24 protein-coding genes are annotated in these 22306 nt (G+C 41.7%); 6 read left to right on the forward strand and 18 right to left on the reverse strand.

Features of this window, described 5'->3' with window-relative positions; all coding sequences use genetic code 11:
* Positions 1 to 395 precede the first annotated feature (395 nt).
* The 9 genes from V7K40_RS12980 to V7K40_RS13020 all read right to left on the reverse strand — a co-directional run bounded on the left by V7K40_RS12980 (position 396) and on the right by V7K40_RS13020 (position 8189).
* Positions 396 to 2240, reverse strand: a complete 1845-nt coding sequence (locus V7K40_RS12980; RefSeq protein ID WP_334960120.1) for an FHA domain-containing protein — start codon at positions 2238 to 2240, stop codon at positions 396 to 398.
* Complete coding sequence (locus V7K40_RS12985; protein WP_334960122.1) at positions 2237 to 2440, reverse strand: DUF6760 family protein; 204 nt, start codon at positions 2438 to 2440, stop codon at positions 2237 to 2239. The genes V7K40_RS12980 and V7K40_RS12985 overlap by 4 nt, the downstream gene beginning before the upstream one ends.
* Positions 2383 to 2766 carry a phage tail assembly protein gene (locus V7K40_RS12990; protein ID WP_334960124.1) on the reverse strand — a complete coding sequence of 128 codons (384 nt, stop codon included), beginning with the start codon at positions 2764 to 2766 and terminating at the stop codon, positions 2383 to 2385. Before V7K40_RS12990 ends, V7K40_RS12985 begins: the two co-directional genes overlap by 58 nt.
* A 185-nt stretch (positions 2767 to 2951) precedes the next feature.
* Positions 2952 to 3299: a hypothetical protein gene (locus V7K40_RS12995; protein WP_334960126.1), complete on the reverse strand. Its 348-nt coding sequence runs from the start codon at positions 3297 to 3299 to the stop codon at positions 2952 to 2954.
* Positions 3300 to 3613: 314 nt separating this feature from the next.
* Positions 3614 to 4132, reverse strand: a complete 519-nt coding sequence (locus V7K40_RS13000) for a phage tail protein (RefSeq protein WP_334960128.1) — start codon at positions 4130 to 4132, stop codon at positions 3614 to 3616.
* 296 nt (positions 4133 to 4428) lie between these two features.
* Positions 4429 to 4905 carry a phage tail protein gene (locus V7K40_RS13005; protein ID WP_334960130.1) on the reverse strand — a complete coding sequence of 159 codons (477 nt, stop codon included), beginning with the start codon at positions 4903 to 4905 and terminating at the stop codon, positions 4429 to 4431.
* 115 nt (positions 4906 to 5020) lie between these two features.
* Positions 5021 to 5497 (reverse strand): phage tail protein, encoded by a 477-nt coding sequence (locus tag V7K40_RS13010; protein WP_334960132.1) that lies wholly within the window; start codon positions 5495 to 5497, stop codon positions 5021 to 5023.
* Positions 5498 to 5660: 163 nt separating this feature from the next.
* Positions 5661 to 7319, reverse strand: coding sequence for a phage tail sheath C-terminal domain-containing protein (locus V7K40_RS13015; protein WP_334960134.1), 1659 nt, complete (start codon positions 7317 to 7319; stop codon positions 5661 to 5663).
* A gap of 30 nt (positions 7320 to 7349) precedes the next feature.
* Positions 7350 to 8189: a Pvc16 family protein gene (locus V7K40_RS13020; RefSeq protein ID WP_334960136.1), complete on the reverse strand. Its 840-nt coding sequence runs from the start codon at positions 8187 to 8189 to the stop codon at positions 7350 to 7352.
* Positions 8190 to 8922: 733 nt separating this feature from the next.
* Here V7K40_RS13020 and V7K40_RS13025 point away from each other — a divergent pair.
* The 4 genes from V7K40_RS13025 (at position 8923) to V7K40_RS13040 (ending at position 13596) form a co-directional block, all read left to right on the forward strand.
* Entirely contained in the window at positions 8923 to 10041 is a 1119-nt protein-coding gene (locus V7K40_RS13025; RefSeq protein WP_334960138.1) for a HAMP domain-containing sensor histidine kinase, read from the forward strand.
* A gap of 61 nt (positions 10042 to 10102) precedes the next feature.
* Positions 10103 to 10783, forward strand: a complete 681-nt coding sequence (locus V7K40_RS13030; protein ID WP_334960140.1) for a response regulator transcription factor — start codon at positions 10103 to 10105, stop codon at positions 10781 to 10783.
* 43 nt (positions 10784 to 10826) lie between these two features.
* Complete coding sequence (locus tag V7K40_RS13035) at positions 10827 to 12959, forward strand: substrate-binding domain-containing protein (protein ID WP_334960142.1); 2133 nt, start codon at positions 10827 to 10829, stop codon at positions 12957 to 12959.
* Positions 12937 to 13596: an FHA domain-containing protein gene (locus V7K40_RS13040; protein WP_334960144.1), complete on the forward strand. Its 660-nt coding sequence runs from the start codon at positions 12937 to 12939 to the stop codon at positions 13594 to 13596. The genes V7K40_RS13035 and V7K40_RS13040 overlap by 23 nt, the downstream gene beginning before the upstream one ends.
* A 419-nt stretch (positions 13597 to 14015) precedes the next feature.
* Here V7K40_RS13040 and V7K40_RS13045 read toward each other — a convergent pair whose 3' ends face one another.
* The gene (locus tag V7K40_RS13045; protein ID WP_334960146.1) at positions 14016 to 14207 is read right to left on the reverse strand and encodes a hypothetical protein; all 192 of its coding nucleotides are present in this window, start codon (positions 14205 to 14207) and stop codon (positions 14016 to 14018) included.
* A gap of 213 nt (positions 14208 to 14420) precedes the next feature.
* Here V7K40_RS13045 and V7K40_RS13050 point away from each other — a divergent pair, with 213 nt between their 5' ends.
* On the forward strand, positions 14421 to 14558 hold the full coding sequence (locus V7K40_RS13050; protein WP_334960148.1) for a hypothetical protein: 138 nt from the start codon (positions 14421 to 14423) through the stop codon (positions 14556 to 14558).
* Positions 14559 to 14742: 184 nt separating this feature from the next.
* Here the strand turns inward: V7K40_RS13050 and V7K40_RS13055 are convergent, their stop codons facing one another.
* The 8 genes from V7K40_RS13055 to V7K40_RS13090 all read right to left on the reverse strand — a co-directional run bounded on the left by V7K40_RS13055 (position 14743) and on the right by V7K40_RS13090 (position 22070).
* Entirely contained in the window at positions 14743 to 14898 is a 156-nt protein-coding gene (locus V7K40_RS13055) for a hypothetical protein (protein WP_334960150.1), read from the reverse strand.
* Between the two features lie 40 nt (positions 14899 to 14938).
* Positions 14939 to 16435, reverse strand: a complete 1497-nt coding sequence (locus V7K40_RS13060; RefSeq protein ID WP_334960152.1) for a DUF4157 domain-containing protein — start codon at positions 16433 to 16435, stop codon at positions 14939 to 14941.
* A 304-nt stretch (positions 16436 to 16739) separates the two neighbouring features.
* Positions 16740 to 16877 carry a hypothetical protein gene (locus V7K40_RS13065; protein WP_334960154.1) on the reverse strand — a complete coding sequence of 46 codons (138 nt, stop codon included), beginning with the start codon at positions 16875 to 16877 and terminating at the stop codon, positions 16740 to 16742.
* Positions 16878 to 17239: 362 nt separating this feature from the next.
* Complete coding sequence (locus V7K40_RS13070; protein WP_334960156.1) at positions 17240 to 18478, reverse strand: hypothetical protein; 1239 nt, start codon at positions 18476 to 18478, stop codon at positions 17240 to 17242.
* Positions 18479 to 18784: 306 nt separating this feature from the next.
* On the reverse strand, positions 18785 to 19003 hold the full coding sequence (locus V7K40_RS13075) for a hypothetical protein (protein WP_334960158.1): 219 nt from the start codon (positions 19001 to 19003) through the stop codon (positions 18785 to 18787).
* Between the two features lie 251 nt (positions 19004 to 19254).
* A complete protein-coding gene (locus V7K40_RS13080; protein WP_334960160.1) occupies positions 19255 to 19716 on the reverse strand; it encodes a YbjN domain-containing protein in 462 nt (153 codons plus the stop codon).
* A 47-nt stretch (positions 19717 to 19763) separates the two neighbouring features.
* Positions 19764 to 21548, reverse strand: coding sequence for a DUF4157 domain-containing protein (locus tag V7K40_RS13085; RefSeq protein ID WP_334960162.1), 1785 nt, complete (start codon positions 21546 to 21548; stop codon positions 19764 to 19766).
* A gap of 99 nt (positions 21549 to 21647) precedes the next feature.
* Positions 21648 to 22070 (reverse strand): class I SAM-dependent methyltransferase, encoded by a 423-nt coding sequence (locus tag V7K40_RS13090; RefSeq protein ID WP_334960164.1) that lies wholly within the window; start codon positions 22068 to 22070, stop codon positions 21648 to 21650.
* 108 nt (positions 22071 to 22178) lie between these two features.
* On the opposite strand from V7K40_RS13090, the gene V7K40_RS13095 reads away from it, so the two are divergent.
* On the forward strand, positions 22179 to 22304 hold the full coding sequence (locus V7K40_RS13095) for a hypothetical protein (RefSeq protein WP_334960166.1): 126 nt from the start codon (positions 22179 to 22181) through the stop codon (positions 22302 to 22304).
* Positions 22305 to 22306 lie beyond the last annotated feature (2 nt).

Consider the following 22306-nt stretch of genomic DNA (forward strand, 5'->3'; position numbering starts at 1 on the left):
GCTCTTAGTGCTCCTGCTATCAACGGTTAAATAGTAAAGATTAGCTAAATCAAAAAGCGCTCTCCCAATTTGGGAGGGCGCTTTTTAGTGTCAACGACTATAGCGCTTAGGGCACAGCAATGCTGTGCCCCTACCGTTTTTGTCTAAAAAACTTTTAAAATTTGCAACCATTTTTTTAAATAGGTTTTACTTCAATACAGTTCAGTTGAAGCTTAACTCTTTATCAAAGTCAATTTTTTAACGTAGACAGACGCAAAGCGGCTTGCCGCAGGCTACCACCATCTCTACAAGAGGCTTCTGCCAACGCGCAGCGTCTCGTAGAGAAGAATGAAATACTCATATCCCCGACTTCTTTAAGAAGTCGGGGATATTATTGTTCAATAAATAATTTAGTGCTAGTCTGCTGTCGATCTAAGATAATGCACGATCGCCTCTGCTGTTGGCAAATTAGTTGCCAGTAAAACTTGATTAATATTGCATAATCTTAACAGTGCCTCTTCATTTGCTTGATTAGGCTGAGGTTGTAGCAAATCTCTCAGGAAAATAAATGCTAAAATTTCTCCTGATCCAACCAATGAAGCAATTGTTTGATATCCTCCAGAAGTTGGTGCGGGGGTTTCTTGACTAATAGTTATCCCCGCCTGTTTTTGTAAGACTTCGCTAACAGATGGCCAGGTAATTGTAAAACTCTGGGAGAAAAATTCTTGATGTTGAGAAACAAATTCCGCAAGTTCTGATTTCTTGCTTTCGTGAGCAATTAGTACTATGTTTCTTTCAATGATCATTTGAGAAGGCTCACTTACATTTGTTTCTTCTGGAGTTTCATCAGATTGAGTTGCTTCTACTTCAGAAACCTCTTCAATAGTTTGACTAATGATCTCAGGAGCTTCACTTTCTGTTTCATCAATAGCAGAACTAGGTTCTACTTCTTCAACATCTGCGCTGTCTTCTCTTGTAACTGACCTATCCAAATCTACTACTTCATCATTGGTATCTTGTGTAACTTTGCTCTCTTCCTCTGGTACTTGACTCAATGTTTCTTGCTGTTGAATGTCCGCATCTTCAGCAACTTCCTTGACAACCCCGTCAACATCTGTATCAACTTCTTCTGTAACTGGTGTATCTAAATCTACTACTTCATTATGGGTAGCTTCTGCAATGGCACTCTCCTGTGCAGGAACTTCGCTGAAAATATCACGCGGCTGCACGAAGGTGACTTCTGCTTCCAGTGCTGCTTCCAACTCTGCATCCTCATCAGAGGTAGATTCGGGAACGGTACTCTCCTGTGCAGGAACTTCGCTGAAAATATCACGTGGCTGAACGTAGGTGACTTCTGCTTCTAGTGCTGCCTCCAATTGTGCATCCTCATCGTGAGTAGCTTCGGGAGTGGCACTTATATCACGCCGCTGTACGAAAGTAGATTCTGCGGTCAGTTCTGCTTCCTCATCGTGAGTGGTTTGTGGAAGAACACTTTTCTCTTCAGGAGTTTCAATGAAGTTTTCAGGTGAAGCGATCGCATCATCAGCTACAGTAGAAGAAACTTCTGAGGCTTCGTTGACTTTTGGAACTTTTACTTCCTCAGCGTCTGTGCTGACTTCTGCTGCAACTGATGTCCGCAAATCCTCAACTTGATCATGGACATCGTGTGGAACTTCGCTGACTGCTTCTGGTGACTGAATGATGTTTTCAGGGATGACATCATCAGGTTGAGTTGCAACAACTTCTGAGTTTTCGCTGATTTCTGGGGAAGGAGAATTAATTTCAGGTGTTTTTACTTCGTTACTAATTGGCGCTGGAACTTCGTTAACTACTTCTGGGGCTGGATTAGCAACATTGGAAGCGCTGACATTTTCAGGCGATCGCGGCCGAGAAAACAGTGAAGGATCTATAATTCTAAAAACTGTCTCTGGTTGCTCATAAGCGGGAGTAACTCCTTCCAAGATCAAAACGTAATCTGCAATTCGGATAACGTCTCCATCGCTCAAAGAATATCGTCGATCTTTTTCAGCCTGTTTCCCGTTAAATATTGAGCCATTTCTACTGCCAAGGTCAGAGAAGTAGTAATTTCCACCTTTAACAAAAAACTTAGCATGTACCCGACTAATATCAGGGCTGTCTAGGACTAAATCAGAATCAGGAGAACGACCTATTAACCATTCTCCTCTGGTTGTAGTTTCTGTGGTCAGGTCAACTTCATTGACTTCATTTAGATTTGGTGAGTAGCTGACTTTTACTTTCATATTATTTTTTGGTTAATTTTATTGATTTCTGCTACCCAGCGCTGACGGGTAGTGTGTTCTAAGTTTAAAATATCATCTTGTGACCAGTGAAAATGATAAGCAATAAAAGCTACCTCCTCATATAAAGTATCAGAGGGGTAGCTTAGGACTCCCCCGCTAGTTCTAGCTCCACTGAAAATTGAGTATTGCAGTGGGGGCATTGTGTCGGAATGTGTACATTGCCTTGTTGATTGATTCGATTATAAAATTCTCGGAGATAGGCAATGTCATGTAGGAGAAGTCCTTCGAGTAAATCAGGACTAACAGAGTTGAAACTGCCCAAGCGAGTAATAACCAGTGCAAGCATCACTAAGACGCCGTAAGCTGGATTTTCTTGAACTCTGCGCTCTTGTTGCACCAAAATTTCATCTTTGGCGGTGGCTAAACGCATTACCCCCTGACGATGTACTCGGTTTTCACCATCACTCAACCCTCTAGGAAGAGTGAAGGCAAATTCTGTGCAGAGAGTATCCTTTTTACGGCGCATAGGTAATTTTATTTGGGCATTGGGTATTAAACATTTGTACTAAGCTTGTCCTGAGCATAGCCGTAAAGCCTGTGGCATAGCTACGCTTAGGGCGCAGCCTCTCCAATAGTTGTATTGGGCATTGGGCAATAATCAATGGTTCTTCTTCCCCATCTCCCTCATCCCCCTATTCCCCATTCCCGAACTCAATTATGAACAACTGGCTCAGGGGAATTTATTGTATCTTCTGGTATGGAAGTTTCGCCCTCCAATCCATTGATTCGACGGTAAAAATCTTGAAGGTAATTTAGATCTTGGGCAAAAAAGTTTTCTACTATTGCCGGAGACACTTGTGGTAAAGCACCCAAGCGGGTGATTACTCGCGACAAGATAATAATTGTGGCATAAACGGGATTAGCTTTAACGCGTGGGTCACGCAAGGGTGAAATCTCGTCTATCGCCGTTGATAACCGCATTACACCTTTACGGTGGAGATTGCCTTCAGAGTCTAGATACCCTTTAGGCAGTGTAAATTCAAACTCTGTGGGAAACATAGTCCTCCTAATTACTTCACGCGCATTCGTAATAGGTTAAAACAAAATTAGTTTTGGTAATAGTATTTACTTTACAAATTAGCCCATTAATTCAGTGTCAAATTCAGCTTGATACTGAATTGTGAGTGTAATAATGATACTTTTAAATATGAGGTACAGGTGTAGCCAGCCATCTCTATGAGACACTATGCATAGCTTGCTTCTCCGTAGGAGCACGGCATCGCTAGCTTAAAAATTATGCTTTCTACCGGATTTTCGGTAGAATGTTAAGCACTATTGCTGATTGACAAATTGTTTATGAGCTTAATAATTCATTAAAAATAACCCATTATAGTAGGATCCTGGCGTTGAAATTCCTCAAAAGCAATCTCCATCTCTTCAATTTCTATTTCACTACTGGTAGCGTCAAAATCACTAATTTTGTAACTAGTAGGCCAAGCACCATTTAATTCAAATCTAGCTCTTTCCTTACCCTCTTGGTTGTAAATAGATAAATAAATATTTTTACGTTGTTCCTTCCACTTACCTGTTTCGACTTTTTCAAACCATTCCCACCAAGATGCATATGTGGTCAAACCTTTACGCAAAATAATATTACCACTCTTAGCATTACCAGGAAGTTTAGTTATAACTGGTTTACCTTTTGATGCATCTCCCCACTTTTGAGAGGTGACTTCACAAATTTCAATTACGTCCAAGGTTCTTGTGAAACCTTGGCATTCTAAAAAGTAGGTATCGCTATCATTCCAGCCTAAGTTTAGTCCTACAAAAAAACGATATTTTGTAAGAAACTCTTTCGGTCCTAACTTTGAAGCGTAATTTGTGATTACCATAGTATATATTGAGAATTTGAGTTTTGATGCAAATCTAATTTAATTTAGCAGTTAAGGTTGCTATTTATAAGTTATGGCAACCTCCTACCAAAAAAAAATAGCTAAATAAAACCGAACAATTGAATTTTACCCTTAAGTTGGGAGGATTTTTTGACTTAATTCGATATGAAAACCTTCAATAGCTATTTTAATCGCCTCTGTTACCAGAGCACTGTTTGTAACATGAGAATCTCATTTCATAATAAGTCAATAGTCCAGTTAAAGTTGCTATCTAACCGAACAATTAAGTTTTACCCTCAATTACTCAGGGCATTTGTACTTCTTTCAATCTGAAAACCCTCAACAGCTATTTCAATCGCCTCTGTTACCAGATCATTATTTGTAGCATCGAATTCTGGGGCTGTATATGATACAGGAAAGCAATTTGTAAAATTTATCCGGATTACTTCAATTGATCTATCTTGGGCATAACCAACAACTGAAACTGCTTTCCGGTTGTCTTCCCACTGACGCGCTTCTCCATCTCTGCTACACTTTAAATACCAATCGTAGATGCTATTGTCACCATTGTAATTCAAGGTAATTGTCACATTATCAGATTCCGCCTGTCCAGGAGTATTTTGACGGATTACCTTACCACTTTTGCCTGAACCTCTAATTTGTGTAGTGGCATTATTTTTATCACTAAATGCTGAGATTGATTTAACGAATTTTTCCTCAATGCCTTCTGCATTAAAGTAAAAGACTGAAGCACTAATATATTCATTTGCCATGAGAATCTCATCTCCTAATAAATTAATAGTGCAGTTAAGGTTGCTATTTATAAGTTATAGCAACCTCATGCCTATGACAAATAGCTAAATCAAACCGAACAATTGAGTTTTACCCTCAATTACTCAGGGACTTTGTACTTCTTTCAATCTTAAAACCCTCAATAGCTACTTCAATCGCCTCTGTTACCAGATCATTATTTGTAGCATCAAATTCTGGGGCTGTATATGATACGGGAAAGCAATTTGTAAGATTTATCCGGATTACTTCAGTTGACCTATCTTGGGCATAACCAACAACTGAAACTGCTTTCCGGTTGCTGTCCCACTCACGGCTTTCTCCATCTTTGCTACACTTTAAATACCAATCGTAAATGCTATTGTCACCATTGTAATTCAAGGTAATTGTCACATTATTATGTTCTACCTGTCCTGGGGTGTTTTGACGGATTACCTTACCACTTTTGCCTGAACCTCTAACATCTGTAGTGGCATTATTTTTTATCCCCAATCCTGTGACTGATTTAACGAATTTCTCTTCAATACCTTCTGCATTAAAGTAAAAGACAGAAGCACCAATATATTCGTTTGCCATGAGAATCTCATCTCCTAATAAATTAATAGTGTGGAAAAATTGCAGAAAATAGTAAGCTATTACGGATTATGGGCTGTGATTAGTCATTTGTTTTACAAAGGACTAATGACTAATGACATTCTCACATAAAATAGTGCAATATGAAGCGGGTTAGCTTAATCAGTTATCCCTCATCAAGTGCATTCCATTGACTGATACGGAAGATCACAAACTCTGCCGGTCTAACGGGGCAAACACCTACTTCGATATACAAACGACCTAAAATTATAGTTTCTGGTGGATTCAATTCCGCATCGCATTTAACATAAAATGCCTGTGCTGCTGAATCTCCAAATAAAGCACCCTCACGCCAAATACGCTCTAAAAAGTTACTGACAGTACGTCTGATACGCGCCCACAAATCTTGATCATTCGGTTCAAAAACTGCCCATTGAGTGCCCAGTTCAATTGATTTTTCTAGGTAACTAATCAATCGACGCACGCTGATATAACGCCATTCTGTTTTATCTGGCTCAACTAAAGTTCGTGCTCCCCAAATGCGGATACCTCGGTTCGGGAAATTGCGAATGCAATTGATACCAAGGGGGTTTAATAGTTCCTGTTCGCGGAAATTGGTATCATAACCTAAACCAATTACGCCTCTGGGTACTTCATTTGCAGGCGCTTTAAAGACACCTCTGGTTTCGTCGGTGCGTCCCCAAACACCCATCATATGACCACAAGGAGGTACTAGAATGGGATTGCCGCGATCGCGCGGGTTAGCAACTTTGATCCAAGGATAGTAAAGGGCTGCAAACATCGAACGACGGTTAAATCTATTCAACCAATTCACTACTTGTTGGGGTTTAAGGGCATCAGGTGGTGCATCAAGTAAAACCATGCGGTTGGGTGGATTAGGAATATCGCCACTGGCAGAACCTTCGCACATACTGATCATCAGTTCCATGATCCCGTGGACTTGATCCAAGTTCAGCACTTGTTCTTGATAAGCCCGCATGAGATCAGGGCAGGCCACCATTGTGATTTCATCAATTTCAAAAATACCGCGTACCCCTGTGCGATCGTCTCGTACCCCTTCTATATCTTGTGAAAGTCTATCCGGCTGAGTGGCAACAATTGGTGGCGCTAGTTCGTACTGACCATTAACTGGACGGCGAGTTAATGGCTGTCCGCTTTGAGTAATGTCTTCTACAGTAATATACATAGAATTTCTCAATGCCGTCAGCGCATAAGTTGCTACTTGAGCATTGGGATCGCGGTTCATCGTCAAGTTCTGGTATTGCTCTAGAAGCTCATCTCCCCGACGAATCTCGATTGTGAAATATTCTCCTGTATTTGGAGCAGCTTCTCCTTCAGTACCTTCAGGTAGGGCACGAGGGGAACCTTCAATAATTAAGATGTTTACTAATCCGTCTGCTGCTTGCTCAGGGCGCAAAGTAAACCGCAGGGCTGGACGATTGCCTCGAGCGTTGATTCTTAGAATAGCAGGTTCTGGAGTCGCGGCTTTGGGTGCGTTTGGTAATTGAGTGCCAATGCTTGTCACCCAGCAGCGACCGCCACCATTCATGAAGTAGCCATACACTGCAAAGGGTAAGTAGGCGTTGAAATCGGTGAAACCATCAGAATTAGGACGGGCAAAATAGTTGAGATATTGCGTCCAATTAGTCACCAACATTGGCTTAAATAGTTCAGCATCATCTCGAATATCTTCTGTAAAGCCTACAAACCCGGCAATTGCTGTGCTAACACCTTCAATCGGTCGGCTCCCTCGGTCAAATTCTTCAATATAGACACCAGGAGCAAAGTAATCAAGTCTAGCCATGAAAGTCTCTCCAAGTCAGTAAAAACTTAATTATTCAGGAGTTAGAAATATTTCTTTGAAGGTATAACCTTGGTTATCTACCAATGCATTAACATTCTTGGGTAAATAGCCAGGACAATTTAGATTTAAAACATAGTTACCTCTCTCAAGGTTTTCAAAAAAGAACAGTCCTTCTTTGTTGCTTTCCATGAATTTTGTAGTTCCCTGCAGAGTAACTTTTGTCGCCAGCAGTGGCAAATTTGTTGTCGCACTCTTGACAAAACCTGCAACTACTACTCGCCTAGTCATAATTTGGTTGCCACCAAGCCCATCCATTCTACTTCGCAGGTCAAAAATTCGTTCCCAAACCAAAGGTGTTATAGTAGGTTGCGTATGAAAAGGCACGCTGATTGTGAAGTATAAGGCTGAACGCAAAGGTACATGAAGAGCGCCCCATATGCCGCCAATCTCAAGTGACGGCTGTATTCCAATTACCATACGCAAACTACCATAACCCCGCAATTCAGGAACTAAAAACTCCTCCTCCAAAGTTTGATGCCGTAGAAGTACGGTCAATGCTTCACTGAGGAAGTGATGCTCGCCTAAAGTCGTCCTATCCCAAGCTGTTAATACCACTGAAATATCAAACCAAATAGGTTCCCAATTTACAGTGCCAGTTTCTAGATGGCGTGTAATATTACGTTCAACTTGCCTTCCGGCTCGTTGAGACTGCTTACTCTGACGAATATCATAAATGTATAAATTCAGAGTCGGCCCTGCTCCCTCTTCCCTTCGAGTAGAAGGATGGCTAAAGTCAATTTGCTCCGTACTGGTAAGCGAGGTTCCTCCAGCGAGAATTTCGGCTAAAGTTTGAAGAACGAAGATAAACATGAAGGTGTTGTGCTGGTAGCAAATCCAGATGCATCTAGAGTATATGTATCAGCCTTCTAAAGTTAATTAGACTTTTGTCGATATTTGTGGATGGGGCATTGGCATTAGTTAACGTAAGTCAAAAGACCTCTCCCTGAATTAAAATAAAGTTTAAGTCTGTCCTTTCCGACGGGCGAGAGGAACGGTTTTGCATAGTAAAACCTCTTAGAGGCTTTTGACTCAGATCATTAGGTAATACCACATGAGCCGTCGAACTCACCTTTAGTTAGTGGTTATTCTCCATCTCTCCCCTGCTTCATCATCCTCACTCCCTAGTTTCTCCAGAATGATGATTGAGAGGGCTGGAAAATATTAGCTTTTCAAAAATCCGAAAAGCAGTAACTTCAACTTGTAGATCAGTCTATCCCTTGAAATTAGCGCTCTTTTATATCTCTGAGGAGAGAAAAATAAGATGCTGACCTTGAATCTTTTTCAAAGCCTCGCTTTATCAGCAAAGCCAAAAAATCCTTGTTTGGAACCTAGCACGGAGAAACAAGGGTTTAAATATTATCTAATGAGAGTAAAAAAAGCGTTAGGAAGGTGAGAAGCACCAGTGAATACAAACTTAATAATTCTTTGGATTAATTATCTAACAAAATAACTTAACAAAAAATAAACATTACTACTCCTGCATAATTTTATACTACTCAGCAAAAAAGTAAAAATATTTGGTTGCAAAAAGCGAGTTAAAGCTATGACACTAGGCTTTTCTGTACAAAAACTAGAAAATGGCTCTAATTATTTGAATTCCTCAGATATTCAAAGCTTTTGTCAGCTAGAGTCTGAGCAGCTAACTAGTCAGTATCCAATTTTTTTCGCTCGGATTGTTTATCATGATTATTTGCTAAAAAATCATCAGGAAGTTATACATTATGGTCAAGACCAAGCTTCTTTTTCGCCAAAAATTTTAGCATATTTGCGGTCAGAAGCATGGCTTACAGACTTTCCGCCTGCTTTAACTTTACATGAATTCAGACTTAAGGACTTTTCATCCATTTCTTACATTTGCCCCATAGGCTATAGAAATCAAAAACCTGAATACATTCAAATCATTACTCATGAACCTCTGTCATCGAGTTTGCAATTATACGTCAAACGCTCTGCTATGCTCCTGAGTAAGTATGTAGATATTTACTTAGATTATGGAAGACAAAAAACTGAAATTCAACTCCTGGAAAATATCCTGCATCGAGTAGGTCATCAATTGCGTAACTCTCTAGGACTTATCGGATTGTATGCACATAACTTATACTTAGGGTTAAAGGATAGTCCTTGGCAAGAGCAAGCAACAATCATCGGCGAAAGTATAGAAGATTTAGATACTAATTTAAATGAGCTTATTGATTGTGGTCAAAGTGTAAAATTAAGGGTAACATTTCAAGATTTAAGAAATTTGGTAGTTGAAAGTATCACAAATTTACAACCTCTAATTAATCAGAAAAAAATTCAAATATCGATTCCCGATACATCGACGATATTGAAGATAGACAGATTGCAAATGAAACAAGTCTTTGACAATATCCTCAGTAATGCTGTTCATTTCAGTCCTAATTCAGGAACTATTACCTGTAGCTGGCAAATTTTTCAAGACGAAGTTTTAATTAAAATCTTAGATCAAGGGCCAGGACTATCTCAAGAGGATTTACAAAAAGTATTTACCCCATTTTATTCCCGACGTAGAGGAGGTACAGGGCTGGGTTTAACTATCGCTAAAAAAATTATTCTAGATCATCAAGGAAGTATCTGGGCACAAGTTTTGTCAGAAAGAGGAGCGCAATTTTCTCTGATTTTGCCTCGACCAAGGAGTAGATAAATAATTTATAATTCGTAATGGGCTACGCCCCGCTACGCTAACGTAATTCGGAATTACAAATATGACTAATGATCATAAAAAACTTTCAGTTTTGCTGGTAGATGATGAAGAACGCTTCCGCCAGGGGTTACGTACCCTCCTCAACTTTTATAGTATTAATTCTGCTTTACCTGTAGAAGTTGTGGGTGATGCTGATACTGTAGAGCAAGTTTTAAAATTAACAGCCCAGAAGTGTCCAGATTTAATTTTGCTAGATATGCAATTAAAAGGATGTGATGGGATTACAGTTTTGGCACGTCTCAATGAAACTGCTTACACTGGCAAGGTTTTAGTATTGTCGGCTCATCAAGAAGATGACTGGATTTTTAGAGCAATGCAGGCGGGAGCCGCAGGTTATGTGTTTAAAAATCGTGTGGCAACACAATTGTGTGAAGCTATTGACACTGTTACAAGGTCAGAAATTTATCTACCTTCAGAGGTTGCTAGTCGATTTTTCCGGTTTTTTCAGGCTTATTCAAACTCTAATGTGAAAGCATCTCATGAGGTGCGTTTAACCCAAAGAGAGCAAGAAGTTTTACACTGGTTAACTCAAGGTGCTTCTAATGAAAAAATCGCTAAACATTTATATGTAACAGTTGCTACTGTTAAGGCACATCTCACAAGTATTTTTGAAAAATTGAAGGTTACTAGCCGGACTCAAGCTATTGTGGCTGCCCTCAAGTTAGGATTAGTTGACGCTTGAGCGTGACGGAAGTAATCGGCGCAATTCACGAAACTCTTTGTATATGCCTTCATTTGAATCTTTTTATCAAGAATACCCCTGCTCGTACAATTCTCCCTTAAATTGCGATCGCCCCTTCCAAACGGCGCAGCAAATCAAGGGTGCTAAGTTTTGCTTGGAATGTGGTTTTCCAGCAACTTTACCGCAGCAGTCTGAGATTAAAGGAAATCAGGGGACTTATAAAATAGCTAGTTTTGTTGGTGTGCGGGGTTTAGGCCGCTTATATTCAGGTATCCAACTCAAAGACAAACAGCCTGTAATCATCAAAGAATATCTGCTACCCAATCGCTCTTTTAATGAAAGCGAGACTCGGAAGCGGAAAGAGACTTTCAAACAGGTGGGTGGGGTAAGTTTAGCCGATAGTAGAATTCAAAACTTCCGTCTTGTGGAAACTAAAGAAGCGATCGCTGATGAAAAAGGAGAACGCTGTTATTTAATTACTAAAGGAGTAGAGGCATCCCAAACTTTAGGAAAATATCTGATTGAGAAGGGAGCAATGACATCTATTGAGGTGCGTGAAGTCCTAAATCAAGGTCTACAAACTCTCCAGTTTCTCCACACTCAAAAGCTGCGCTTTCCCTCTAACCAAACACAAGTGGGTATCACTCACGGCAACATCAATTTAGATAGTACTTTAATTAAAGTAGAAAATAATCAAAAATTTTCTATATACTTTTGTGATTTAGCTATCTGGGAAAACTTATTTCTTCCACCCATTATTGCTCAACCCGCGCCTGCCAGACCTGAGCAAGATTTAGAATCATTAGGATTGGTAGCCTTTTCTTTATGGGCAGGACGCACAACTAATTTGTCATCTAACCAGCCTCTCAATCCTAGAGATAATCAACAATGGCCAGATAGTGATAGCCATTTAAAACAGTTTATTTATCGACTAATTGGGCTGGAAACTCGTTTCGAGAGTGCAGAAGCAGCTCGTCAAGCACTGCTAAAACTTCCCAAAGAGGATCAGGGCAAAAGTTCACCGCGATCGCCAGCTTCTCAAGAAATAGAAAAGCGTTTCCCAATCCCCTTAATTTTGCTACTAATTCTGGCTTTATTACTACTTGGGGGGGGAATTTGGTATTGGCTTTGGGGTAAGAAAACAATTAATTCTAATCAATATATACAATGGTCGAGACTTGTGCGGAATTTCTCTGAAGTCCCTAACATTCCTTCCGGACAATTTACCTATACAGGAGAAAAAGACAGTACATGGAGCTATATTTTGACGGAACCAGTGGACAACAGTCGTTTAGGAGATTTATTGACCAGACCAAAGTCAGATGCAACAGCAACATTTAATTATGAATCTGTTTTGTCATCAAATATAGATAATCCGATTAAAAGTATCGAAGAAGTCCAAACAAGCAAAAAAGATTTTGCAATTACTAGTTTGGTAGATAATATCACAGATAAACTTGCTAAAAAACCAGTTGCTTATGATGGGTTACTGGTATTTGTAGCATTTAATAAGAGAGACTCAAATCTTGCTAGTGCTCTTGGAGGGGAAATAAGTCTTGAGCAATTGCGTCAAATTTATACAGGTAAAATTACTAATTGGCAGCAAATTAGTCCCAAACTTCCAAATCTGACTCTGATACCTTTGGCCCCAACTGAACCGGAAGCAATCATTAAATTTCAAGAAATAGTTCTCAAAAACGCCCCTCAGGACGAAGCTTTATTTAAAGCAAAGGTTACTAAACTTGATACAACAAAAACCCAAAACCAGATACGCAGCGAGACTCTAAAGGGGCGAACTCCTGGTATCATCAGTTTTGGCATTATCAGTAAAACTTGGACTCAGTGTACTGGCTATCCCCTAGCGATCGCGGATGGCAACAAGTCAGCGATTCAACCTCTGTTTCAACGGCGCAATCGCCGCTCAATTACTCCCTCAGATGATTTGTGTCAACATGATGATTATTATGTTGATGTCACGACTTTCCAAAGCTACCCTTTGGGATACCCTATTTTTGTAGTGTACCCTAAAGACAGCAGCAGCCTACCGGGTGGTTCTACATTTGCCCAAATGCTAACCACTCGTCAGGGTCAGTGTTTACTTAGTAAAGTAGGTCTTGTAGCTTTACAACCTATGCCTGATGATATAAATTCCTATGCCTGCAAATCGGTGCCCTAATCCCAATTGTGAATATTTTAACCGCGCCCTGCCTAACAATGCTAAGGTTTGTCCCTGGTGTTCCACTCCTGTGGGTAATGTAGTTGCCCCTACACCACAACAACCCAGTCAACCACTGCCTAGTCAACAAGAACCCAGTCAACAACCGCCCAGTCAACAACCGCCTGTTCAGTATCAGCGACCAGCAACAGACCAACCTAATTACCAAGTTCCCCAACAAGTCCCCGTTGATCATTCAACAGTCTATCAGCAACGGGTTTATTATCCACCAACACCGCCTGTTTATACTCCCCCACCTCAAAGAGCGCCACTGTTAAAGTTGATTCATACCACCGGAAGAGAATTTAACCTTGTTGGGGAAGGAGGTTATATTGGTCGCCGCAGTCAGAGTCCAGGAATAGCGCCGCCAGAAATTGACTTGACAGGCATTCCCAGTGAGGGAATAATCTCTCGTCGTCATGCGCGAGTCGATTGGGACTGGTCGCAAAATTCATACATGATTGTTGATATGAGTACAAATGGTATTTATTTAAACAACAATCCATTAACTGCTGGTATGCAATATCGCTTACTAAATGGCGATTCACTACGATTTGGTCAGGATAATCTAGTGAATTTCACCGTATACGTTGTGTAATTAAAAAGCTTTAGCTAATGCACTAGGTTTGTTAAAAGCTATTAAATTTCATAGGGTAGTTGATTGATCAACTACCCTTCAATTTTGGTGAGAGTTAGCATAAATTAACCTGAGTTTGACATTACACTTCCTTAACACACGCTGCAAGAGCAATGCCTGCGGCGGGCTGCGCCTATGCACTGCGTTCCCTACAAGATATGCGATCGCACTCTAGATGATCAGCTGATCGCACGCTCATCAACCATCATACATGAGCGATGTCTACGACGGGCTACGCCTACGTTTGACTTTTAAGAGAGTCGCTACAAGAGTGGCGATGGCACTTCAAGAGGTGTAGGGTGGGCAATTTATGATTATTTGACAATTTCATGTCCATTTACTCAACTTAAAAGAGATGCGATGCCTGCAGCGGGTTGCGCCTACGTACTACGCCCGCCGCAGTCTGTAGCAACTTCTGTCTTCCCGGAAGTAACTTCTGCCTTCACGTTTGAGTGTTTCGCGCAGTCTGTAGCAACTTCTGTCTTCCCGGAAGTAACTTCCGCCTTCACGTTTGAGTGTTTCGCGCAGTCTGTAGCAACTTCTGCTTTCCCGGAAGTTACTTTTGCCTTCACGTTTGGGTGTTTCGCGCAGTCTGTAGCAACTTCTGCTTTCCCGGAAGTTACTTTTGCCTAGACGTTTAGGTGTTTCGCGCAGTCTGTAGCAACTTCTGCCTTCTTGAAAGTTACTTTTGCCTTCACGTGCGAAGAGATCCCTGCTCCTTTACGATCAAAACGATGGAATATTTTTTAATTGGAAGTGCAGTACGGTGCGTTAGGCGTTCGTGTTTGGATATTTTGACAAGCGATTTGGTTGTTTACGCCGTAACGCACCAAATCATTGCTTCAGTGCGTTACTTCGTTAACTCACTCTACAAAATCAGGCGATCGCACTACAAAATTGCAATATTGGTGATCGCTTCCTAAAGTTCTACAATCGCTGCTTTGTTCAAAGAATCTGTCAACAACAGCACTTCCTGAACAAAAAATTGTTTCCGTTGTAGCGTCTAAGCGATCGCATTTTTAGTGAGAGAGCAATCACCGCGAATCAATATGCGCTGTAGCCAGTAGCATATCGCGATCGCCCGATACCAAACAATTCACTTTAAGTCTAAATTTTCGGGCGTTGCATATAGTATTGAGTGATCGCAATCTTGCTGAAATTTTTCAGGCGTTGGTTGATGGTGGCGCGATTATCCTTCACGAGTATGAGTGTGTTTGCTTGTTTTGGGGTTTGGTTGCTGCGTTTTACTGTCGAAGAATGCACATAACATGATCGCAAACGCTGTACCGCCTCCCCACTCTTGCTACCTCAACCAAATGTCTTCCCTCGGCTCCTGGACTTCAAAATCGTATATGCGGTACCCAACTCCTTGAGTTGATTCCAAATTTTGTCTGTATGGTTCGTATTCATGCTTTTTCGCGTTCCATATCTCTTGTGTTGCCAGTTGTAAATCTCCAGACAATTTCCGCATCTCAAAATCTTCGATCCCTGTTTGAGCTTCCGTCAATGGCGATCTTCCCTTTGATAGGATATGCAGGTTGTTACTAGTCAGTTCCATCTTGTAATAATTATCTCCTTCGTAAAACTCGCTCAAGGTGATCGGATGACTTCTGTTGTACCATGGGTCTAGTATTTCCGCTTCGTCTGGATTTACGTCTGCTATGCTATTCTGCTCCGGTTCTATAGATGTGATCGTGAATACATGATCGAATCGATTGCCTTGTCGATCAAGTCCTATCATCATGACCTTGTATGCTGTCAGGTCTTCCGTATTTAACAGTGTATGTATGTATGTACTGCTTGCAAACTCATCACAATTTCCAGTGTTTAGGATGTCTGCTATTAGTGAGTCAACTAACAGGGGCATTTGTAAAAATTGGTTTACCGCATAACTCATTCTCTGCTGATTGTGTTGTTGTATCCCCTGCAATGCCATTTGTGCAAATTTTTGTTTGATTAATTCCTTCTGATCCCTTTGAAAGTTAAGCTTGGTATATGGTAACCAACTATTATTCTCATTGCTTGCTCTCCTATTTCCTCTTCGCATCCCTCTTGTCGCGTCAAGCGCTTGTTGTCCCTCCGTCCTTTCCTGCGTCTGTTCCATTCTCATAATCCCCGACGCGTGCTTTGCACCCCCACTTTGCTGTATCGTATGAGTCAATTCATGGGCTGTCAAATCATCGTTCCTTGGTGACTTCCCTGCCCCATAGTAAATATGATTACCATGAGTAAATGCTAGTGAGCCTAACTCACGGTTCATCTGCACTGATTCGGAATCTGTATGCACCCGCCGATCTGATAAATTACGTCCAAAACGAGGTTGCATGAAGGCTTGTACCTGAACTGGCAAAGGGCTTCCCCCTCCTTTAGTCCTATTCAACCGACTCTCAAAATCACCAGATCCCTGCAAGCCGCCAGCGCTCTGTGGTGTCACTTTCTGTTGCACCAAGGGACTTATCCCAGCAGCCAAAGGTTGAGAGCGTACTTGTGAGTGTGTCTGTTCTTTTGTACCCATCTCTGGTTGCACGGCTGACATAGAGATAACTTGACTTGCGATCGCGTCAGCTTCCTGTTCATATTTATCCCCAGGCTGGCTAATTGAAAGTTTTGCTTGGGGACGATGCAGGGGTATTCGACTAATGTCGTGGGTGAGAGGTTTATTCAGGGGTTGCTCCAATGGAACTACTTGGGGTGAAGCTTGTGAGGAATTTAAACCAAAGCCGGGTATCCGATGTTTGAGAGATGGTATTGAGAAGGAAGTAGTGGTAGCTTTTTTGGACTGGTTTACATGTTCTCTCATTTTTTTCTCCTGATGCCCAAGCAGTAGCTAGATGAATATTTTCCTGTTACTTAAATATCTAGAGTACAGCGATCGCACTTGTAACACAATTCACCCAAAGTTTAAATCAAGCTGAAATTTGGTTTTTCTCAGCAAACAGTTGCAATGAGGATTTGAGCGCATATCATCCAGCGAATTGCAAGTTAGTCAGGTACAATACTTTGGTCTACAAGCCAGATAAAAAGCCTTTTTGACTCCTGACTTCTAGCTCATGCTGTATCAGGAGGGCTACACAAGTTTTGTCCCTGGCTGTAATTAATAAATTTTAGAAAAGTTGTTCTAGCTCATGGTTTGTGTCCCACAGCACCACAGAAGCGGGAATTTCCAAACCAGCGTCTGTGACATACTTTTTTGCTCTCCCGATAATAGCGTTCTCGATAGTATGCAATGTGTAGTGTATCACTTTGTTAACACCCCCTGCGAGTTAAGCGATCGCATTCTTACGATTCACGGAATCCACTTTGCAGTGCCTAATTAGGAATTACCGCCATGCAGCTTGTTTAGGAGGATTTTTGTACTCTTTTGCGAACCTATATCAACAGATTTAAAATTTTAGATTTTAGATTGTGAAAGGCTTACCAGTATATCTCATAGGTTGTGTGGAGCGGTAGCGACACTCAACTTTTCCTAAGGGATGAAGGCGTTTAGTTAAAGTAAACCGTAATCTTTCGGGAATGTTTGAATATTGAATTTTTGGGTTTCATACTTCAATCCAACCGAAGGTGCGATCACACTACTTATGCTTCCATACACAGGTGTAGAACATTACCAAGCTGGTGGAAGAGCGGTACTCAGTGCCTGTTCTGGGTTTGTGGTGAATTTATCAAACATAGATGTTAAGTCTTTTAAGTAAAAGACTACATCATCAGCAAAGTAAGTAACCTTACCATCTGTTGTGTTAAATTGTCCTTCTCCGATTTCTTTATGGAAAACTATACCGTTCTGACCAAAAAGAACATCAATTGGTTCTCCGTTCCATACTGCCCATGTATGAGTCTCGAAGTACCAATATTTACCATTATCTACATTACCCGTCTTGTCTTCCTTATGTACGATCTTCTTTTGTCCGGGCACAAAATATCCCTGCTCACCTGATTGTTTAGTCATGTTTATGTTAAAGCATATTTGAGCTATGTATATAAATTCATCTACTAAGGTCTGACAGTCGCCTTGTCCGGTAAATCGTGATCTGTAGTTGAAATTATAGTCAAAATCCTTGCGCTTGTAGAAGTTTTCAATTAACTTCGAGATCACCTGTCTCTCATTCATTTGGTTATTAAATCCTGCAACCAAGTGTGCATAACCTGGTTTTTCTAGTTGGAATTGCGCAATTCTTTCATTATTAACTGTGAATGCTTGCTGTGTTTCCTGGTTCGTAACCGTTTCCTGTGCTTCTCCAACTTGTGGATTTTCTGTTTCACTCCCTCTTTCGGTTTCACCCCCTGTTTTGAGAAATGGGAATTTTTTGGAAAATTTTAGTTTACCTGGCAAAGTATCGCTTGCTCTTACACATTGTATGACACCGTCTAACGCACGACGTTGCACCATTGGTTTGATTTGCATCTGATTATCTTTGAGCAACGCTTCTGGCTGTACGGGGCGCAGTGGTTTCATTTGCAACTCATCTTCTGATGGCAATGATTCTCGCTGTATGCGGCGCAGTGGTTTCATTTGCAACTCATCTTCTGATGGCAATGCTTCTGGTTGGAATGGCTGGCGATTTACAGGCTGGGCTATTGTTTGCATTACCTGCTGTGCTACGCTATCAGCTTCCTGTTCATATTTATCCCCAGGCTGGCTAATTGAAAGTTTTGCTTGGGGACGATGCAGTGACATTCGACTAATGTCGTGGGTGAGAGGTTTGTTTAGTGGTTGCACCAATGGAACTGCTTGGGGTGAAGCTTGTGAGGAATCTAAACCAAAGCCGGGTATCCGATGTTTCAGAGATGGTATTGAGAAGGAAGCAGTGGTAGCTTTTTTAGACTGGCTTACATGTTCTCTCATTTTTTCTCCTGATGCCCAAGCTAGTAGCTAAATGAATATTTTCCTGTTACTTAAATATCTAGAGTACAGCGATCGCACTTGTAACACAATTCACCCAAAGTTTAAATCAAACTGAAATTTGGTTTTTTCTCTCGCTCGTTCCGGGTGAGGGAAATGGAGGATGCCTAAGCTACAGACGACCGCTTCAAATCGGCTCGACTCCAAGGGAAGATTTTCTGCGTCCCCGATCTGGAATTCGGCTTCAGGACATCGCAAACGGGCAATGGCCACCATCTTCTCTGCATAGTCTAATCCAGTGACTATAGCCTACCGACTCACCGCGGCGGCACTGAGCCATCCGGTTCCGCAAGCGACATCCAGCAATTGCTTCCCATACCCCGCTTCTACAGCATCTAATATGGCTTGATCAACTTGAGAGGTTACTATCGCCATCGCTTGATCATATCCTTGGGCCATCAGGGAGAATTTGTCGCGCTCGAACTGCTTGAATGCCTCATGAGCAGCAATGGGAGGCTGACCTGTCATTTGTTACCTCCTTCTCTCTGCGAAGGACATAGATATGGATTTGTACCCAAGGTAAGCAATGTGTACTGTATCACTTTGCTAACGCCTCATAGGATCTAGGCGATCGCTTTTTTGGTAATCGCACAATTAGCGATCGCGTCCGTTATTTCGATACTTAGGGATTTCCAATTAAAAAATCAAACTAGATAATTTGAGAATCTTTTTTAGTTTTTATTAGTAAATCAGATGTGTTTTCCTTACCCTTTAAGGGATTAACACAAATCTTTTTCAATGGTGAAGACTACTTCAATAGGAGAGTCTTCTCCCTGTATGACTTGCATAAGACTGGGAAAGTATCTATCCATCATTGCGATATTGGTATAGATAACATGTTTAGCTAACACAAAAGAAAGCCGATCTTCTCGAACATTAATACTCGTTTTATAGCGAACTTCGCCATCCTCAAAATCTAGTTCAAAATTGCCAATTAGCATACCATAGTTAACCCGAGTTAAAAACTCCGCAACTGTAGTCCGTTTCTCTAAAGGAACAGTCAACGGGTAAATCGAGTAAAAAATGAACAGGTCTTCGTCTTCTTTAGCTAGGGCTAGACAAGTCCATTGACCATTTTCACCCGATAATTTTGTTCCTAAAGCGGTCTTGTCCTCTACCGGAAGCATTGACCAACCTTCTTCTTGAAAGAAGTGCTGAATCGTTTTAAAGATTTTCCCCATACATATTCAGAAGAAAAGTTATCTATATAGCTACTTTAGAAGCCTGTCTAATTAAGTATCTTCCTCACCCACTTTAATCCTTTTGGAGTCTTATTGCGTTTAGCGCGGTACTCAATATAGCTCCTGAGTCGTTCTACAGCTGTGGTTTGATTTACATTCCCAACTCTGTTTGCAACATACTGAGCTAACCCTTTTGCCGTAGATACATCTCTGGTCTCTGTCTCACCGTAAGTATCATTGATGGAGTGCAATGACCGTATTAAATCCCTATTTGTTTGGAAGACATTTGCCATATCCTGCAAACCCCGAGTGATGCCTGCTGAAACATTGTTTATAACAAAGTTGTCATTAACAGCCTGCAATGCATTTGGGTTATTTCCGTGTGCTTGACGGAACCTGTTGATGAACTGGTTAATATACTGATTTCGGTTAGTCTGATGTATCAATATCTCAATTTTAGCGAGCTTATTGCCTAGATAGTTCATGTCGGGAGTACTTGCCCTAAAGTTTGAATCATTGTCAATGGTTGCGATTCCAGCTTGTTGAAATTGTCCCGCAACTTGATAAAAGAAATTGCCTAAATTAACCGTTCCACCAACCAATCGATCATCATTTCCTATAAAGGCATCCGCTACCATCAGGCGGCCTACATCAGTAAGCGCAGCTCTATCCTGGATAAATGTCGCTGCTTCATTGTCATCCAGGGTCTGGATCGATTTACCATCTATCTTGCTCATGACTATGTAGTAGTTGGCAGCGTCAACTTGCTGTTGAATCTCGTCAGGGGTTTTGCCAGCATTGGTATTAGCCAGAAGTAAATTTTCAATGGCCGTTCCCTCTGCTTCGTTTTTTTTATAAGTCTTTAACTCAGGTGCTTGAAAGCCCATCCCTTGTGCTAAAAACTTATTGGCAAACTCAACATTACCGGGGTCATCTGTTGGTCTAACAACAATAGTGTCCGTACCCTTTCTGACAAAGAAAACTCCAAATAGACCTTCCTCAGAGCGCGTAACTTGATCTACGGGAGTCCATGTGGTTGGCCGATCTGTATAGGTTAGCCTTTGAATCACTCCTTGAGAACTAAATGATATTGGCATTGACTGCCGTTGAATTTGGGCACCGTTCTGCTGCACAACGTGTGTAAGCTCATGCGCCAATAACTCCTGCCCTCCCCGACTTCCTGGGTCATACGCCCCTTGCCTAAAGAACACATCCTGCCCTGTGGTAAACGCCTTTGCCTGTATCGACTGATTCAACTGGTCAGCCTGAGTATCTGTGTGAACCTTCACTCCACTGAAATCAGCCCTAAATGCCTGTTCCATCGGTGACTTGATACTATCAGCCAGTGGTTGTCCGCTCCCTCGTGCCTGTTGTATTGACGTTTCCAGATCAGGTGATGCAGCTATGCCACCGTCTGATGCACGACGTTGCACCATTGGTTTCATTTGCAATTCATCTTCTTCGGGCAGAGACTCTCTCTGTATACTTCGCTCTGGTTTCATTTGCAGTTCATCATCTTCAGGCAAAGACTCTCGCTGAAGTTTATCGCTGTGTGGTTGATGAATCCTTTGCACTACCTGACGCGCTGTTTCGTCAGCTTCCTGTTCATATTTATCCCCAGGCTGGCTAATTGAAAGTTTTGCTTGGGGACGATGCAGTGACATTCGACTAATGTCGTGGGTGAGAGGTTTGTTGAGGGGTTGCTCCAATGGAACTGCTTGAGGTGAAGCTTGTGAGGAATCTAAACCAAAGCCGGGTATGCGGTGTTTCAGAGATGGTATTGAGAAGGAAGCAGTGGTAGCTTTTTTGGACTGGCTTACATGTTCTCTCATTTTTTTTCTCCTGATGCCCAAGCAGTAGCTAGATAAATATTTGCTGGTTCACATATCTAGAGTACAGCGATCGCACTTGTAACACAATTCACCCAAAGTCTAAATCCGGCTGAAATTTGGTTTTTCTCTCGCTTGTTCCGGGTGAGGGAAATGGAGGATGCCTAAGCTACAGACGACCGCCTCAAACCGCCCCGACTCCAAGGGAAGATTTTCCGCGTCCCCGATCTGGAATTCGGCTTCAAGACATCGCAAACGGGCAATGGCCACCATCTTCTCTGCATAGTCTAATCCAGTGACTATAGCCTGCCGACTCACCGCGGCGGCACTGAGCCATCCAGTTTTGCAAGCGACATCCAGCAATTGTTTTCCATACCCCGCTTCTACGGCATCTAATATGGCTTGATCAACTTGAGAGGTTACTATCGCGATCGCTTGATCATATCCTTGGGCCACCAGGGAGAATTTGTCGCGCTCGAACTGCTTGAATGCCTCGTTAGCAGCAATGGGAGGCTGACCCGTCATTTGTTACCTCCTTACCTCTGTGAGGGAGATAGACATGGATTTGTACCCTACTATGCAATGTGTAGTGTATCACTTTGCTAACGCCTCAGGATCTAGGCGATCGCTTTTTTGGTAATCGCACAATTAGCGATCGCGTCCGTTATTTCGATACTTAGTACAGCCCACCATAATAGTTGTGCGATCGCTCACGAACAAGTGTGCGGTAGCGCGTTGCGCTACCGCGACTTCAACTAACT

Origin of the sequence: Nostoc sp. (assembly GCF_036917195.1) — a bacterium.
Taxonomy (GTDB): Bacteria; Cyanobacteriota; Cyanobacteriia; order Cyanobacteriales; family Nostocaceae; genus Nostoc.